The 18092-nt window shown below is 67.6% G+C and carries 5 protein-coding genes and 1 pseudogene; 3 read left to right on the top strand and 3 right to left on the bottom strand.

Annotation, left to right across the window (positions count from 1 at the left end; genetic code table 11):
• Nucleotides 1-70 precede the first annotated feature (70 nt).
• The 3 genes from ABZ234_RS29645 to ABZ234_RS29635 all read right to left on the bottom strand — a co-directional run bounded on the left by ABZ234_RS29645 (nt 71) and on the right by ABZ234_RS29635 (nt 13640).
• A complete protein-coding gene (locus ABZ234_RS29645; RefSeq protein ID WP_355014200.1) occupies nt 71-4180 on the bottom strand; it encodes a DNA methyltransferase in 4110 nt (1369 codons plus the stop codon).
• Complete coding sequence (locus ABZ234_RS29640) at nt 4180-7227, bottom strand: DEAD/DEAH box helicase (protein WP_355014199.1); 3048 nt, start codon at nt 7225-7227, stop codon at nt 4180-4182. The genes ABZ234_RS29645 and ABZ234_RS29640 overlap by 1 nt, the downstream gene beginning before the upstream one ends.
• Before the next feature lie 182 nt (nt 7228-7409).
• Nucleotides 7410-13640, bottom strand: a complete 6231-nt coding sequence (locus ABZ234_RS29635; protein WP_355014198.1) for a protein kinase — start codon at nt 13638-13640, stop codon at nt 7410-7412.
• 487 nt (nt 13641-14127) lie between these two features.
• Between ABZ234_RS29635 and ABZ234_RS29630 the strand changes: the two genes are divergently transcribed.
• From ABZ234_RS29630 to ABZ234_RS29620, 3 genes and pseudogenes are all read left to right on the top strand, one after another.
• Complete coding sequence (locus ABZ234_RS29630) at nt 14128-15798, top strand: N-6 DNA methylase (protein WP_355014197.1); 1671 nt, start codon at nt 14128-14130, stop codon at nt 15796-15798.
• 469 nt (nt 15799-16267) lie between these two features.
• A complete protein-coding gene (locus ABZ234_RS29625; protein ID WP_355014196.1) occupies nt 16268-17209 on the top strand; it encodes a serine/threonine-protein kinase in 942 nt (313 codons plus the stop codon).
• A gap of 381 nt (nt 17210-17590) precedes the next feature.
• Nucleotides 17591-18092: pseudogene (locus ABZ234_RS29620) on the top strand (DNA helicase); the annotation flags it as partial.

Raw genomic sequence — 18092 nt, 5'->3', positions numbered from 1 at the left:
ACTCCCCCAAGAGCGTTCGTCCCCGCCTGCTGTGAGCCAGCAGGCGGGGCCTCGCCTCGTGCTTGGTGGGTCAGGCTGGGACGTGGCGGGGGCCGTGACCGGGCGGCGGGGTGAGGGCAGAGATAAAGTTCTCGCCGTCGATCAACGGGGTCTCGGGCGAGACGCCGGCCTGGGCCATCCGATCGTAGATCTCCAGGATGAGGTCCTTGGTCCGGTAGGTGCCGTACTTCGCCTCATCTTTCCGCTTCACGATCGGGAAGGTCTCCATGATGTACTCAACGTCATCGCGGCTGATCCCGTAGAGATGGAAGAACAACGCGTCCAGCTCGGCCCGAATTATGACCCTGCGCTCTTCATTCCACCGGAACGGTGCACCTTCGTCTCCTAGATCCCGAGCGAAAAGTTCCATGTCGCAGGCAGTGTAGGCCATCTCCACAACACGCGATTCTATGAATTTTTCAAAACCCCGTAGCCTCTCAGGAGGGACAATCGCTATCTGAAATACAGTGAAGAATTTAAGATGAGTTCCGGCAACTTTCTGGCGGGCAACATAATCAAGAGCAAAGGAAGAAAGGCAGGCAACCAAGCCAGAAATTGGACCCACGCTGGGCATCATGAGCAAAGTACCATCGGGAGTTGCAACCCTCGGAAAGACGCTGCTAATCATAGTCCGTTCATCAGTGGAGCGACAGATATCCCGCCACCCCAGAAGCCAATCTTTTTCCCAACCCAGAATGTCAAGCTTTTTTCGCACACCAGGAATGACTACTGGAGAACCATTGTTTTGCACTTCTCCACTCGGAACGTCAGATTCCGGAACCCAGTATCGCGGAAGAACTGCGAAATCCGCGTTTCGTTTCTCCTCCAGATCAACGTCACGAATTTCCCCATCCTTCGAGTAAGTGGCCCACCGATGATCATAATGACGGAACATCTTAGCTTCATAAAGGGGTAGCATTCGTTCAGAACCGGACGAAAAAACATTTCCCCTCAACATCCAACCCGAAGATCTCAGATCTTCATACGATCGAAACAATCCAGAATCATCCGTGATATCAAAAAGACGCTTAAATTTGATATCCCACGGATTTCCATTCGGATCAGACTTATTCCAGATTACGGGATTCCTCCGGTAGATGCTCGCGGTTATTTGAGCATCTCTGGCACCTTGAAATACCGGAAGAGTTCTAGTATTTGGGTTAATCTGCCTAATGTCTTCAGAGCTGAGCTCAAAAAATTTTCCCCCGGAGTCAATTTCTTCGACCCCCTGAAGGAAGAAAGCGAGTCCGGTCTTAGGCTCCCTAAGCCCGATTCCAACCAAGGAGATAACGCAAAATTGATACCTTGAGTCCACGCTCGGAAATAGGCCTTTTCCGTTCTCGAATCCGTACAGAATCCGAATCGCACCTCGCCTAGCAAGGTCTCCGAATAGCTTTTGGGCGCCGGCACTCGTAGCTACCGTCGTCGGGACAATCGCTGCGTACCGACCTAGCTTCTTCGCAAGAAAACCAAACCTCTCCATAAACAAATGATCCGTTTGCAGAGAGTTGACGCCCCCAACTTTCAACCCTTCCGAACATCGAGGAAAAAGGCCTGACTTGTTAACAAAGAAGAAGGTAGACTTCACCTGACGCCTGGCCCGATAGTACTGCCTCCCCGATTCCGGGTGCTCCACAACCCACTCCGAAATACGAGCACGTCGAGCGATCCCAGAAATTTCCGCAATGCGAGGCTCAACTACACTGAAATATTTCTTGTCTTCAAAATCCAACTTGTCCCACGGCGGATTCCCCAGCACACAGTCAAACCCTCCCTCCCAGCCGGTATCCGAGTTGATTCCAGCTCCACTCTCGGGGACGGTGAACACGTCCGGAAACTCCAGGTGCCAGTGAAAGAATCGGTACTGGTCACGCAGATTAGCAATCTCCTCATTCATCGCCGTTGAAGCTCCAGCGCCCGCCGGGTCCTGCAAAGCCTGGAAGACGCCTTCCGTGACCGGGCGAGGTTTATCAGCGGTTTTGACCCACATGAATGCCGAGCACCAAGCATCTGCGAGATGCAGAGCGCGAACGTACTCACTTGATTGAGACCAGGCGCCGTATGCCTCCTCCTGACGACGGACATCCCGCAAGGAGTCAACCGAAGACATGGTGATCTGTCGCAGGCCGCTCGCAAAAGTGGTGTTGGCAACCTTCACCGACGCACTCTCGATGTCAAAAAGACTCTCCTGGCCTCCGCGCTCCTTCATGTTGATCTTCTCGAAAGCCTTGGCGTGCTTCTTGTCGTCGCCTTCCGTGGCGATGAAAGCAGCGTCAGGAATGCCGTCCTTCATCAGCTTCGGCGTGGCACCGATCAGGGCATTGCCGTGCTTGACGTGGGCATCCAGGAAGTTCAGCGGCTTGCCCGGCTCCAGCGCCTCCAGCCACAGCGACACCTTGGCCAGTTCCACGGCCATCGGGTTGAGGTCCACGCCGTAGATGCACCGCGCCACCACCTCGTGCATGGCGTGGCGGACCGCGTCGAGCGTGGGCTCGGGGTTGCGCTCACGGACGGCCGCGACCCGCTTCGCGAGCCGTCGAGCCGCCGCCACCAGGAAGTGCCCGGAGCCGCACGCCGGGTCGCAGACCGTCAGCTTCAGCAGCTCCGCGACGATCGTCTCGGATGGATCAGGTTCCCCCGCCTTGGTCGCCTGCTCCTCACCGCGCTTGACGGCATCATCGATGACCGGGTCAAGGGAGGAGTCCAGCAGGGTCTCGATCAGTGACGAAGGCGTGTAGTACGAACCCGTCGTCTTACGGTCGTTCCCGGCCACCTCCACCAGCTCGAAGGTGCGGTCGACCGCACTGTGCCGGGGTACCAGCTCCAGCAGGGATTCGTAGACCGAACCGAGTTCCTCGGCGTCCAGGTTGCGGTAGTCCACCCCGCGCCAGCGACGCGACCCCGGGTCGCGCACCTGGGCCAGATACCGAACCGCTCCGAGCAGAGCCTCATTGGACAGCTCCAACCCGCGCAGCGGCGCGTCGGCCTCTGTGTCGGTGAACAGGCCACCGAGAGCGGGCAACGCCAGCTCAGGGCGCCCGTCCTCGTTCTGCTCACCATTTCCGCCCAGGGCGTCGAGCACGATCCGCAGCGCCCGGTACTGGTCTCCGTGCGTGGTCCCCCGACGCTTGCGCGCATGGCGGCGCAGCCGCGCTGAGGAGAAGTAGGCCGCGTAGCGCTCCTTCGCCTGTTCGGGGGCGTTCGGCGGGTGCAGTGCGTCCCGGTCTTCGGCCACGAACAGGAAGAGCAGCCGGTACACCATCCTCAGCAGCGCTCCGTGGAGCTCCTTGGCGTCCAGGTTCTCGCGCAGGCGGCTGTTGGCGGGGTGCTTGAGGAAGCCGGTTCCCAGGGTGGTGATGGCCTCCTGGACCCCCTTTCGCAACTGTTCCAGGGCGCGGGTACCCGAGGTGACGGCATCGGTGCGCCACTTCTCCAGCACGCAGCCGGACGGGGCGGCGTCCTCGGCGACCTCGAACCGCGAGACGTGCAGCAGCCGGTACAGCAGTACGAACTCGCTGAACAGCTCGCCGTCGAAGATCGCCTCGAGGTCGAACTCCACGTACGACGCCGTGGCGAGCGCGCTGGAGTCGCGCAGCAGCCGCAGCTGGCGGCCGTTGGTGACCACGGCCCACAGGTGTGCGGAGGTCCGGTTGAGCGCTTCCTGCACCAGCGACTGCGGCGGCACGGTCCCGGCGCCGCCGGGACGCCTGTCCAGCTCGGTCCCCCACACCGGGACGTGGATGGGCACGTGCCGCCAGCGGTGGCTGAGGGGGAAGGTCTTCTCGGGGTCGTCGTCGGCGGTGATGCTCCCGCCGGCGACGGTCGTCAGGACTCCGAAGCCGAGTTCGCCGAAGAGCGGTTCCACCCACTGGGTCAGGGCGATCCCGGTGGGATCGGAGGCCGGGGAGCCGTCCTTGTCCGCGGGCAGCTGCTTGCGCAGGTCCTTCCACACGGACTTGAGATACTCCCAGTGGCGTTCGGCGTCGTCGTTGACCGACCGGGAGCCCACCACCTTGTAGTCGGCGGGTTTGGCCCCGGGCACGTCCTTGCCCTCGGCGATGCGCACGAGCATGTCGGCGGGCAGCAACCCGCCCACGGTGTGCACGGCGGAGAACACCTGGTTGCGTGCGATGGCGGACATCAGGCGTTGCCTCCGGCGGGTGTGGCGGTTGCGGTGGAATCGGTCGGGGCGGGCATGTAGACGTAGACGCCGAGGATGTCGGCGGGTTCCTGGGCCTTGACCCTCAGACCGCGTCGGATGTCGCCGGAGGCCCCGCGCACGCGGCGGTGGGAGTCGGCGAGTCCGTCGGCCAGTTCCCGGCCGTACGCAGCGAGGTGGTCGGCGGTGTGGGCCAGGCCGTCGAGGGTCTTGGCCATGGTCCGCTCGCCGTAACCGGGGTCGGTGTTGGCGTCGGCCCGGGCCTCCAGCAGTGTCAGGGCCTGCTGTGGGTCCACCCACACGGCGCGTTCGGGCGCGCCCTGGAAGGCGACCAGGCGGGCGTCCTCGGCGACCAGCTGACGGGTGCCGTGCCGCGAGGGCAGGGTGAGGTGGAAGCGATACCTGACCAGCAGCATCGTCGTGCGGGTCTCGACCGCCCGGGTGCGGACCACGCCGCAGCGGCGGGCGGGCCGGGGCCCGGCCACGGCCTCGTCCAGGGCGGTGTCAAGCACGTGGGAGGCCAGGGCTCCCACGGCCGGGTCGGTGCGCACCAGGGCGGCCTCGCCGCGCGCCACCGCGGCGGTGTCGCGGAACGGGAACGGCTTGCCGTCCTCCACGGCGGCCGGGCCGATCACGGGCGCGAGGGCGTCGCGCAGGCCGGCGGGGGTTCCGGAGACGTCCGCAGTGAAACCGTCGGCCCCTCCCCCTCCGGGGCTTCCCCCCTCGCCCAGGGGACGCAGCAGCGCCCCCAGGGCGCGCAGGGACTCCTCGGCGAACGCGCGGACCTCACCGGTGCCGCCCAGCACCTCGCGGACCGCGGCGACCTCCCGTGCCACTTCTTCGGGGTGGATGGAGCGCTGCGCGTACTTGGAGCGGGACAGCTTCTCCCGGTCGGCGGCCGACTTCCACTCGGCCTCCAGCGCGTCGCCCTTCACGCTGACCTCGTCGGTGCCGAACAGGGCCTCCTGCTCGCCCTGGCGGGAGCGCAGGAGCACCCACTCGACGATGGCGTCGGTGACGCCGGAGGACATCTCGTCGGGCACGGACACGGCGATGCCCAGGTCCTTGCGGATCTGCCGGTACTTGCGCAGCAGCACCTCCAGCACCTTGCCGTCGATGCCGTTGTCGTCCCCGTACAGGGTGATGACGCGGACCTCGTCGCGCTGCTGGCCGTAGCGGTCGACGCGGCCCTCGCGCTGGTCGTGGCGGGTGGGGTTCCACGCCAGGTCGTAGTGGACGACGGCGTCGAAGTAGTGCTGGAGGTTGACGCCCTCGGACAGGCAGTCGGTGGCGATGAGGACCCGGCGGGCGGCGGCGCCCTGCCCGCCCTCGGCCAGGCGGGCCGCCTCGGCGGCGGTCTCCTCGGCCAGTTCCTCGATGCGCTGGACGCGCTGCTGCGGGGACAGGGATCCGGTGACCGCCTTGACGGTGGTCTTCCAGCCCCCCTTGCCGCCCTTGTTGAGCAGGTTGCGCCCGCTCCTGCCCTCCTCCTCGAACTCGCCGGACAGGTAGGAGGCGACGTACTCGGCGGTGTCGATGTAGTGGCAGAAGACGATGGGGTTGTACCCGTCGGCGAGCAGCCCCTTGAGGTGCTTGACCAGTGCCTTGAGCTTGGCGTCCTGGTCAGTTCCCTCCAGCGCGGCGGCGCGGGCGGCCAGCTCCTTCAGCTTGGCCGCCGGGCTGCCGTCGGGCCTGACGTCGGCGCCGGGGGCGGTGTCCATTCCCTCCAGAGCGTCGGCGTCGGCGGAGTCCCGCACCAGCGGCGCGCCGAGCTCGTCGGCCTCCTTCGCCGTCTTCGCGGCGGCCGTGGCCGACCGGGTGGTCAGGGTCTTGGCTGCGGCGCGGGGCGAGGAGACCAGGGAGCGCAGCATGGCGATCGCGGACCACCAGGCGACCCGGTACTCCCGATCCCCCAGGGTGCCCGCGTGCTCGACCCGCTCGCCGGCGTAGGCGATGGCGTCGTCCAGCAGGGACCGGTAGGCGGGCGAGAGCTTGTACTTCTCGTCCTTGAAGGCGCGGTCGGAGGGAAAGGCGGTCTTCTCCGCGAGGCTGTCGTCGACCAGGCCGTCGCCTTCGCGGGTCAGGTACTGGCGCACGTCGGCGCGCTTGCGCTGGACGAAGTGGCGGGCCAGCAGTTCCCGCCCGACCCTGGTGTCGAAGTCGGCGGTGGCCAGCTCGGGGTTGACCAGGCCGAGGAGGTTGCGGAAGGCCGACTCCTTGCCACTGTGCGGGGTGGCGGTCACCAGGAGCAGGTGACGGTCCTCATCGGCGGCGACCTTCTGGAGGAGCTCGTAGCGCAGCTGGTTCTGGTTCGTCCTGGCCTCGTCGGAGGACACGCAGGTGTGCGCCTCGTCCACGATCACCAGGTCCGGGCAGTGGCGGACGAAGTCGTCGCGGTGCCGGGTGGACTTGATGAAGTCGGTGGAGATGATGACGTGCTTGTGCCTGTCGAACAGCGACTGCCCCAGGTCCAGGCCGCGCTCCAGGCGGGAGACGGTGGAGGAGAGCACGAGTTCGGCGTCGATGCCGAACTTGGTGCGCAGCTCCTCCTGCCACTGCTCGGCCAGCGCCGGGGAGCACAGCACCGCCAGCCCGCTCGCCTCGCCCTGGGCGAGGAGTTCGGCGGCGATGAGACCGGCCTCGACCGTCTTGCCGATGCCGACGTCGTCGCTGATGAGCATGCGCACGGTCTGCTGGCGCAGCGCCATGAGCAGCGGGACGAGCTGGTAGGCGCGGGGCTGCACGGCGATCCCGCCCAGGGAGCGGAAGGGGCCCGCGCCGGAGCGGAAGCCGATGCGCAACGCCGAGCGCAGCAGCCCCGCGGCGCGGGAGTCGCCCAGGTCGGTGGCGTCGGGCGGGGCGAAGCTGGCCGCCTCCACGGGTTCGAAGGCCGGGAAGAGCGCGGCCACGTCGTCGTCGCTGCCGCCCAGGGGGCGCAGCACCAGCATGTCGGCGGCGCTCTCGGGGAGCACCACCCATTCGCGGCCCCTGGCGGAGACCAGGGAGCCGGGGGCGTACGCGGTGGTCATGCGGAGGGGGTCCTCACGTCGTGTCGGGTGGTCGGGAAGAGCGGGACGGGTGGGGCCGACAGGGGCCGGTGGGAAGCCTGTGCCGGCCCCTGTCACGGTGACCCTGTACTTGTAGCGTGCCCGGGCGTCGGACCTCGCCACAAGTACAGGATCACGTGGAGGCGGAAGGAGATCAGCGAAGGTCAGCGGCGGGATCCGGGGCCGAAGAAGGATTCGTAGCGGGCGATGATCGGAGCCCACTCCGCGTCGTGGGGGATACGGACGACCTCCCAGCCGGCGTCCTCCAGGCGCTCCTCGGCCTCGGCGTCGCGTTCGGCGACCCTGGCGTCCCGGTGCACGGGACCGTCGACGAACACCGCGACCTGGGCGCCGGGGAGCCGGTAGACGAAATCAGGCTTGGCCGAGGCCTCGGCGACGAGCACCTGGGCGTCGTCGGGAAGGCGGTGGCCGTGGTCCTTGAGCCAGGTGACGAAGTCCTGCTCCAGGCTGGTGTCGGACTCGAAGCTCAGCCGCTTCATCTGCTCGGTGCGCGAGACGCCCTGACCGGTCGGCAGCGTCTCGGAGTCGGCCAGACGCAGCAGCAGGTCACGGATCAGGCGGCGGTCGATGTGCTGGTGGTGCCCCTGGTTTCCGTAGGTGAGCAGGCAGTCGTAGCAACCGCGGGCACATGCCGTGCCGGTGTCGACGCCGGCCTCGTCCATGTGACAGATGCCCAGCGCCGTCCGGGCGGCCCTGGCGAGCTTGTCGGGTTCGGCCTGGAGCTGGCGCAGCACACCGGCACCGCCCTCGGCGGCCTCGGTGAACAGGATCCGGTCCCGGGGACCGTCTTCGGGAGGCAGCAGCTCGCTGGTGAGTTCGGCGTCCTCCAGCTCGAAAGCCGCCTCGATCCCCCGCTCCAGGGCGTACATGAGTGTGAGGGCCTGCTCGCGGGGCAGGGCCTGGTCCAGGTGCAGGACCACGATGTTGCGCCGATCCTGGACGAAGGGGATCACACGCTTGCGGTGGCCGCGCTCCTCCCCGCCGTCCTCGATCAGCGGCAGTTCGTTGGTGTCCCCGACAGCCTTCTTCGCGTCCTGCTCGTTGAGCCACTTGCCCGTGCCCGGGTCCATCCAGAAGCCGTCGGGCTCGTTGTCCTTGGCCCGCAGCCGCCCCAGGTTGGTGATGCGCACGGTCGCCGAGTCGCCGTAGTGCAGGGTGGCCAGGGCCCCAGCCGGATCCGCGACCTTGGCGTCCTGGCGGCCGAGCCGCTCGCCGTGGTCCTGGAAACGGTAGGAGGTGACCAGGCGGAACCCGGCGCGACGCCGCTCCTCCTCGTCCGAGGAGATCTTCTCCCGCTTGGTCGTGTACACGGTGTGCAGCTGGAGCAGGCCGTGGGTGGAGGCGCCCATCGGATGGTCGCACAGCTCACAGCGGTCCGCGAGCCTCTCCGGTTCGTGGTGGTAGCCGCAGTGCTCGCAGCGTGCGGCCGTACCGGTCGCCAGGTCGCCGGTGGAGTCCGGCGGCAGCTGGATGCGAGTCACCTGGTACCTGGAGCCCTCGTGGTAGATGAGGGCTCCGGGGCCGAACTCGCGGATCGCCACGAAACGGGGCCGCTGGAGGAAGTCTCCCTCGTCGAAACGGGTACGGCGGGTGGGGATGTAGGCGGCCAGGGGCAGACGCGGGAACGAGTACCCGGGCAGGAAACCCTCACTGGCCAGGTAGCGGTAGGGGTTGAAGTCGCTCAGCAGGGACTTGCTGTCCTGGCTCTCGTTCTTGAGCAATTTGATCTGTGTCTCGGCCTCGGCCCGGCGACGTCCCGCGTTGTGCCGGTCCCGCTCGCTCAGGCTGTGGTCCAGCACGCGCCGGTTCTGCTCGGCCTGGTCCACCAGGGCGGCCCGGAACAGGCCCCGCCAACGGTCGAAGGCCCGGTCGAAGCGATCGGGGGCGCTCGTGACCAGACGCTCCAGCCACGCATCGTCCCACCAGACCATCTCCTCCAGCTGAGGGAACACGTCGGTGAACACCACTCGCGCGGCGGCAACAGCGCGCCGCTGGGCAGCCGGATCGTCGATCTTGCTCTGCGGGTCGTCCTGGAGCCGGAGCACCGGATCGGGGACGCGCTGTGTCTCGTCGTAGTCGACGTCCACGACCTCCGGGACGGCCCGGCCCAACTTGATCCCGGTCTCGGCGAGCCAGATGGCCTGCAGGTGGGCGGCGACCAGGTCCTCGTTGGCCAGATCCAGGCGCGGCGGCTGCACCACGCCGGCGACCATGCGGTCCGACCTGCGGAAGTAGTACTGGTCGTGACTGTTGCCCGTGGCGCAGTAGGTGGTGATCAGCGCAGGCTGTCCGCTGCGGCCGCCGCGCCCGCTGCGCTGCGCGTAGTTGGCCGGAGTGGGCGGGACGTTGCGCATCATGACCGCATTGAGCTCCTTGATGTCCACCCCCAGCTCCATCGTGGGCGAACAGTACAGGAGCTTCAGCTCGGCCTCGCTGAACAGCCCCTCGCGCTCCTCCCGGATCTCGGGCGGCACCTGGGCGGTGTGCTCACGGGCGACCAGGCCGGTCAGGGACGCGGCCGCGCCGCGGTACAGATCGCGGAAGAAGACGTTGACGCGGGGGCCGTCGCCACTGGCGTAGGTGCGGGTCAGCGGATCCTGCGCACCGAACCTGCCCTCCCCCGCCTTCCAGACGAGGCAGGCAGCGTCCACCTGGTACCCGGTGACGGAGTCACCGTCGGTGCGGCGGAACCGGTTGTGGCGGCCCTGCGGGGCCTCCCTCGTCTCATGGACCAGGCCCGCGCCGGCCAGAACCCCCAGGAGTTGAGCGATGATCTTCTGGAGTTCGTCGGCGTGCAAGCCCTTGAAGTGCATGCGTCCGAGGTACTTGGCGTACTTGCCCCGCCCGGACAGGAAGAGGCCGGTCCGGTTCATGCCCGGGCTGGAGGGGCGCGGGTAGGCGACCCCCACCCGTGGCCGGTCGCTCCTGGACAGCACCCACGGGTCGACCAGGCGGGTCTCGCTAGCGCTCTGGAGGGACTCGAAGGCCTCGTCCCGGAAGTAGGGGGTGTCGATGGCCAGCCCACGCCGCATCTCGTCCATGAGGGCGCGTAGGACGACCCTGCGCACATGGGGTTCGGCGCCGCGCAGCTCGGGGACAGTCTCCTCCCAGCGGTCCTCCTGCTCCGCCACCCAGTCCAGGTCCGCGTAGTCCACGCGGAGCAGACCGGTCTGCTCCAGGTTGGGCATGGTGACCCGCCAGCCGCGTTCCAGGTCCAGGTACAGGCGGAAGGCGATGACGTCGCGCAGGGTGCTGGCGGCCTGGCCTGCGAGCCGGGGAGGAGGATTGGCGCTCTTGGAGTAGTCGGCGGGCTTCAGCGCCAGGGTCTCGGCGACGCGGGAAGCCAGGTGTTCGGAGGTCAGTCCCTCCTCCCCGGCCTCCACCAGAGCCCGGTACAGGCCTCCTCGCAGCTCGGTGACCTGCACGAAGTCGTTGAAGTGGCCCGCCTGGAGCGAGGCGTCCTGGCGGTTGTCGACGAAGGTGAGGAGCTTGCGGGCCGCCTGGGGCAGGGAGTCCTCGGGCACGGCCTTGAGGGCGCGCACGATGGTGCCCGACACCAGGGACGTTGCGGAAGAACGGCCCTCCTGGTCCAGGCTGGCGAGCTTGGCGAAGTCCCTACCGCGCTTCTGCTCGTAGCTGATACCGCAGTGAAGGCAGAACAGGAAGGGTGCGGGGATGAAGGCGGCCTGGAGCTCTCCCCGCCCCTCGACGCCCTGCGCGTCGACCGTGACGGCGCGCGGCACGTGGGCGCGGAAGTTCTTGCGGACGTTCTCCTGGTGGTTGTCGTCCACCTCCAGCCAGGACTCCGGCAGCAGACGCCGATCAAGAACCGTCTCCATGCTCGACGGCCACGGGGCGTCCGGGGAGACGTACAGGTAGCCCTCTGCGGCCCCGTCCGCAGCCGCGGTGGTGTCGCGCCTGGACTGGTAGACGGTGCCGGTCGGCTTCTCCACCCGCCACACGGTCATGTAGTCCTGGCCGCACTCGCGGCAGAACGCCAGGGGCAGCAGGACGTGGCCGTCCGTGCCGGGCTGTTCCAGCTGGTACTCGCGGGTGAGAAAGCGGGTCTCGGTGTCTTCCAGCGTGACGTGGACGGTGTCGCCCTTGGACAGGAACTGGTGCAGCCTGAAGGCGAACAAAGGACGGCGGTTGCCGGGATGGAAGGCCTCGGCCCCCGCCTCCAGGGTGCGCCGGATCGCCTCCACGCACTGCTCCTCCGGGACACCGCTGTCCCGGGAGAGCTCGGCGGCGGCCGTTTCGACCCGAGTGGGCTTCTGGCGGACCAGGCGTCCCTTGGGGTCGGTGGTGAGGCCGAACGTGCTCTCGATCCACCGGGCCAGGGGGTCACGGTGCAGATCGTCGTAGGAGCGAGGGGCGTCCGGCGCGCTCAGGCGCTCGGCCTCGACCCGCGCAGGGGCGTATGCGGTGGCACGGACCAGGGTCTCGGTGATGACGTTGTCGGGCCGTACCCGGGTGCCGAAAATCTTGGTGGCGACGTCGGCGACCACCTGCTTCTGGTCGTCGGCCGTCCCTTCGGAGGACATGGTGGCGGAGGTGCCCACGCACTGCACTTCCGGCGCCTCGCACGCCTGGCGGACCCGGCGGATGAGCAGGGCCACGTCGGCGCCCTGGCGGCCGCGGTAGGTATGGAGCTCGTCGAAGACGAGGAAGTCCAGTCCCCGGGCCATCTTGATGAGGGAGGTCCGGTCGCCCGGCCGGGTGAGCATCAGCTCCAGCATCACGTAGTTGGTGAGCAGGATGTCCGGCGGGTTGTCGCGCAGCTCCTTGCGCCTGGCTTCGCTCTCCTGGCCGGTGTAGCGGGCGAAGGTGACGGGCTCCCGTCCTGCACCGTAGCCGTTGACCAGGAACTTCTCCAGCTCCTTGAGCTGGCTGTTGGCCAGGGCGTTCATCGGGTAGACGATGATCGCCCGGACCCGGTCGGTCCTGCGGCCCTCGGCCTTCTCGCGGTCGCGTTCGCGCAGGACCCGGTCCACGATCGGCACGATGTAGGACAGCGACTTGCCGGATCCGGTACCGGTGGTGAGGACGTAGGAGTCACCGGTGCCGGCCGCCTCGATGGCCTCTCGCTGGTGCCGGTGCAGGGTCAGGGGACGTCCCTCGCAGACCGTGCTGCCTTCGGCCTTCCCGCTCTGGAAGATCTTGGCGCACTCCTTGTGCAGCAGGCCCTCGTTGACGAGTTCGGGGACCGTGCCGCCGGAGGCGAAGAAGGGGTTGAGGGAGAGCCAGGGGTCGGGCCACTGCGACTTCGCGTCCAGATTGTCCTTGAGGAAGGCGGCGATGCGGTCGTCGCGGATGACCGTGCCGCCCTCGGTGAAGGCCCGGTACTCCTCGATGACCTGCTGGTGCAGGGAGAAGACGTCCATGACGCCGAGCGGTGCGTCGTGCACACGCCGGCCCGTGGTCGTGTCGGACAGCACGGCCGCGGGAGTGGGGGCGGGCAGGTGGGAGCGCGGGTCGAAGTCGGCCCAGCCCTCGACCGTGCCTTCACCCACGGCCAGCGGGCGAAGCGCCTCGCGAACCTCGGCGGCGCTCGCCGGGCGGTCGGTCGGCTTCTTCTCGAGGAGCTGTTCGAGCAGGTAGGTGAGCGGCGGGGGGATGTCCCCTCGCAGGAGTCCCAGCGGGGGGACCTGGTCGAACTTGTGCTTGTGCCCCAGGTCGTAGGGGCTCGTGCCGTCGAAGGGAGGGGCACCGGCGAGGAGTTCGTACAGGACGCATCCCAGGGCGTACAGGTCGGCGGCACTGGAGACCTTGGCCCCCTCGAACTGTTCGGGGGCCATGTAGCGGGCGGTGCCGACGACGGTGTCGGTGCTGGTGATCCGGCTGATGTCGGGGTCGTCGACGATCAGACCCATACCGAAGTCCAGGACCTTGACGCGTCCGCCGTGGACGATCATCACGTTGGCGGGCTTGAGGTCGCGGTGGATGATCCTCTCCCCGTGCGCGGCGTACAGGGCATCGGCGATCTGGGCTCCGATCGCGGCCACCCAGGAGACGGGCAACTGGGGTTCCTCGTCCCCGAGGTCGCGCAGGGTGCGCCCGTCCAACAGCTCCATGGCGAGATAGGGCAGGTGGTCGCCACCGGTCGTGTCCACCCCGCCGTCCACGATGCGTGGTATACCGGCGTGGTCGAGGCGGCGCATGATCTCGACCTCCCGGGCGAAGCGCCGCACGGACTTCTCTGCAGGGTCTACCGGCGCACCCGAGCGACGGCGCAGAATGAGCTTGACCGCAACATCGTGTTCTGACACGTCCTCCGCGGTACCGGTGTCCTGAGCGCGGTGGACCTCGCCCATGTTGCCCCGACCGAGGATCCCGCGCAGGCGGAACCGATCCGCCACGTACTGCCGTTCCATCGCTCGTCCCTCGCGTTCTGCCGTGTCCACACCCGCTTCATGGCGGCGCTCCATGCTCCCAGAGCCGAAGATCCACCCACATGTTCACGGAGTTCCGTTACATGGATAAGGATGTGCTGTTTACTTTGCCAACATACATGTCGGACGCGGGAGTGGACAACCCCGACGAAGAACGCTGAGACATCGGACGACAGGATGAAGAGGTAGCTATATCGACCACGCCCGAACAACAGGAGGGACGCCTGAGGCACCGGAGCGGATTACCAGGACGACATCCGCAACTCCGCTCTTCGTCCCGTTCCCGGGAAATCAGCGCCTTCAACAGGCCTTTGGTCCCTGTTCGCATGCACCGAGGACTACACCAGCAGGAAGCCCACCCGCGTGGCCGGCACACGGAGCATGCCTTCCATCCCCCACCCCTGGAAGCGTTGACGACGCAAACACCCTGGCGCAATCCCCCCTCGAAGCTCGCGTGTACTGTGAACGCATGGATTCCAGCGACCAGTCTGTCAGCGACGAGCAGCAGGTCACCGCAGCCGACGTCGCCCGTCTCGCCGGTGTCACCCGTGCCGCCGTCTCCAACTGGCGGCGTCGTCACGACGACTTCCCCTCCCCGAGCGGCGGGACCTCCTCCAGCCCTCTCTTCGCCGTCTCGCAGATCCGGGCCTGGCTGGACAGCCAGAACAAGGGCGTCGAGGAATCCACGGAGGTCCAGCTGTGGCAAGCGCTGCGAGCCGAGTACCCCGCTCACATGCTCCGGGGCCTGGCCGACGTCGCCGAGTACCTGGCGGAGGGACACACGGAGGAGCTCGGAGAGCCCACCCTCCGACTCGTACGGTCCCTGGTGGAGGAGACCTCACCGTCCCACGTCACCTCCGCTCTGACGACGCGTTTCCTCAATTCCCACGAGCGCTCGGGAACCGCGTCGGCGTCCACCACACGGTTGACCAGGGCGGTGGCCGCCCTCACCGACCGTTCGGCCACCAGTGTCCTCGACCCCGCCTGCGGCACCGGTTCGCTGCTGTTCGCAGTGGGCGCCCCATCGGCCTCGCGCACAGGGCAGGACATCGACCCCGATGCCGTCCGATTCGCACAGGCCCGTTCTGCCCTGGAACACGATGAGACGGCCGATATCCGCGTCGGGGACTCTCTGCGCTCCGACCAGTGGCCCGACCACCAGGTGGAACTCGTGGTGTGCGATCCGCCCCCGGCGACGACCGACTGGGGTCGCGAGGAACTCCTCATGGACCCGCGCTGGGAACTGGCCCTGCCCCCCAGGGCGGAGAGCGAGCTGGCCTGGCTCCAGCACGCCTACGCGCACACCGCTCCCGGCGGCCAGACCGCCGTGGTCATGTCCACGTCGTGCGCCTACCGGCGCACCGGCCGCCGCATCCGCGCCGACCTCGTGCGGCGAGGTCTGCTCACCGATGTCATCGCCCTGCCCGCCGGCCTGGCTGCCGCGCATGCCCAACCCGTCCACCTGTGGCTGCTGAGGAGACCGGTCTCGGACAGGGACAGCGCGTCCGCCGTCCGCATGTGGGATCTGACATCGGCCCCGCCCGACGGCCCGTGGCAGCTGCCGGAGGAGCCGGACGCGGAGGTCCCCCTCATCGACCTGCTCGGCGATGCGGTCGACCTGAACCCGGCGAGGCATGTCACGCCCGATGTCAGCGACCTGCCGAACGCCTTCGCCGACGCGCACGAGAAACTGCGTGCCCTGGCCGGCCGTCTGGGCGACGGCCTTCCCCCGCTCACCGCGGGAGGGCCGGCCGTGGCCGAGAGCCGGGTCCGGATAGCCGACCTGGTCGACGAGGGCCTGGTGAACGTGGACGGGGACTCCCTGCGAGCGGTGGACGACCAGCTGGACACCGACTTCCTCAACGGGTTCCTTCGCAGTGCGTCCAACACCCGGCGCTCCACCAGCACCAGCGGTACCTTCCGCACCGATGCCCGGGCCTCGTACGTCCCGAAGCTGAGTGTGGAGGAGCAACGCCGGTACGGGGCCGCCTTCCGTGCCGTCGCGGACTTCGAGCGTCAGGCCCGGGAGTTGTCGGCGCTCGCCGCCACTGCTGCGGAACTGGCGAGGGAGGGGCTGACGAGCGGGGTGTTGAGGCCGGACACACCTGCCGCGCCTGAGGACACCTCCGCTCCGGAGTGAGCGGCCCAGCGACGGGTGCGAGGATCCGGACGTCCGGCCGCCCGTACACCGGGCTCCGAGGGCGCAGAACCGTCGGTCGGGGCCGTCGTTCCTTCGCGTTGCCAGTGACTTGTCACCCCCTGTAGCGTGACCTGCGCAACCAACCGATCACCCGTTGGGCGGGAAAGCCTCCCCTTACCGAGTCACGCCGGGAGCGAACCGTTCTGGTCCGGCTCGAAGCAGATGATTACAGTGCCGCTCTGGCCGCCCATGCCCGGGGAACCGTGATCGAGGTCGAGGGACGCCTGAGTACCGAGGGGAGCAGGCGTGAGCTCATCCCCTCCCGAGTCCTCATCGACGGTCGGCCTCCGGACGGACGTGACCCCTGTGTCAGCGCCCGATACGGTGGCCTTCCTCCGGCGCGGCCGGGCCTCGACGGCGAAGACCCGCCCCACAGCCTCCAGACCCGTTCCCCAGAAATGACGACGGTATGAACCCGGCCCCCTCCTCCAACAAGCCCCGCTTGCTCGCGGGCCGTTACGAGCTCGGACGGGCTCCCCTCGGCCGCGGGGGCATGGGACAGGTGTGGGTCGGTCACGACATCCGCCTCGACCGGGAGGTGGCCGTCAAGTTCCTCCACTTCCCCCAGGGGGTGGAGGACACCGACATGGTGCGCCGCTTCCACCGGGAGGCGCGCATCACCGCCGGCCTCCAGCACGCCGGGGTGCCCGCGGTCTTCGACACCGGCACCGCGGACGGGCTTCCGTACCTGGTGATGCAGCGCGTCCACGGCATCGGCGTACACGATCTCATCGCCGAGCAGGAAAGACTGTCGGTGGGCTGGGCCGCCTGCCTTACCGCGCAGGTGTGCTCGGTTCTCGGCTCCGCCCACCGGGCCTCCCTGGTCCACCGGGACCTGAAACCCGGCAACCTGATCCTGGAACCCGAGGGCAGCGTGAAAGTCCTGGACTTCGGTCTGGCCGTCGCTCTGGGCCGCACCGACATGTCCCAGATCACCCGGAGCGGGGACATCCCCGGCACTCCGGCCTACATGGCGCCCGAGCAGCTGCTGAACGGGGAGAGCACGGCGCACAGCGACCTGTACTCGCTGGGTTGCGTACTGCACGAGATGCTGACAGGACGGCGGCTGTTCACGGCGTCCACCGCGTTCGCCCTGGCGTCCAAACAGGTCGGTGAGAAGCCCGAGCGGGTACGCGACCTGCGACCCGAGGTTCCGGTCGAGCTGTGCGAGATGGTGGCCGCGTTGTTGGAGAAGGAACCGGGCAACCGACCCCGGAACGCGATAGAGGTGTACGACCGCGTCATCGGTTTCGTGACGGACCTCGAACCGATTCCCGGGGTGCTCCATCCCCCGTCGCTGCCGAGCCCGCACAGAATGTACGGGTTCGCCCTGGGGCGGGTCTTCCGTTGAGCAGATCGTCGCAGTCACCCCCGGGTGAGTTCCCCGGACACCGCACGGCGCCTCCGAGGCGCATGGAAACTCGAAGGCGGACGAACGAGAGCGCCCGGGTCATTCCGGATAACGAGTGGGCAACCGGGACGAGAACACCCAAGCAGTGAAAGCTCGGAAACGTTAGGTTGAGGAGGCACGTTCTGGTACTCGGAACCACCAGCTCCGGTTTCCGTCGTCCCCTCCCGGCAAGGATCCGTTTCATGCGCCGCGGCATCCCCACCCCTCGGTCCTCCGACGGGCCGCCCCTGCCCCGTGCGCGGCCTCCACTGCCGAGCCGCCCACCGCCACGGCCTCCACTTTCTTTCTCCCCCAGACACCCCCGACGCTAGGACACCAGCCGTGGCCCAACTCGCCCTCGACAAGGATTTTCTCCTCGAGTTCCCCAGTCTCGAAAAGCAGGTCAGGGAACGTGTGGGCGAGGTGTTCGCCAAGTTCGAGCACGCCACCCACGCCGGTCTGCACCTGGAGAAGATCACCGGCGCCCGCGACGACCGCATGCGCACCATCCGCATCGACCAGTTCTGGCGCGGGGTGTTGCTGGCCCCGCCGAACGGCGACACCTACACCCTGCTCAAGGTGTTGCCGCACGATGCCGCCTACGACTGGGCCAAGAGGCGCAAGGCGTCGGTGAACACAGTCACCGGCGCCATCGAGATCCGTGACATCGCAGCGCTGGACGCGAGCATCCCCCATATGAAGCGGATGGCGGAGTCCGTTCCCGAGCGCCTCTTCGAGCATGTCAAGGACGCGGACCTGCGACGGCTGGGTATCGACGAGCACACCCTGCCGCTGGTCCGGGTGCTCACGGCCTCCTTCCAGCTCGAAGCCGCACGCGGGCTGC

Source organism: Nocardiopsis sp. NPDC006198, from assembly GCF_040613895.1.
In the GTDB taxonomy this organism is placed as follows: domain Bacteria; phylum Actinomycetota; class Actinomycetes; order Streptosporangiales; family Streptosporangiaceae; genus Nocardiopsis; species Nocardiopsis tropica.
This window is presented reverse-complemented; position numbering and strand designations above follow the sequence as displayed.

What these genes read in the sequence shown, in the direction of transcription:
- ABZ234_RS29645 (WP_355014200.1), bottom strand. Translation starts at nt 4,180, where the DNA reads ATGTCCGCCATCGCACGCAACCAGGTGTTCTCCGCCGTGCACACCGTG.
- ABZ234_RS29640 (WP_355014199.1), bottom strand. Translation starts at nt 7,227, where the DNA reads ATGACCACCGCGTACGCCCCCGGCTCCCTGGTCTCCGCCAGGGGCCGC.
- ABZ234_RS29635 (WP_355014198.1), bottom strand. Translation starts at nt 13,640, where the DNA reads ATGGAACGGCAGTACGTGGCGGATCGGTTCCGCCTGCGCGGGATCCTC.
- ABZ234_RS29630 (WP_355014197.1), top strand. Translation starts at nt 14,128, where the DNA reads ATGGATTCCAGCGACCAGTCTGTCAGCGACGAGCAGCAGGTCACCGCA.
- ABZ234_RS29625 (WP_355014196.1), top strand. Translation starts at nt 16,268, where the DNA reads ATGAACCCGGCCCCCTCCTCCAACAAGCCCCGCTTGCTCGCGGGCCGT.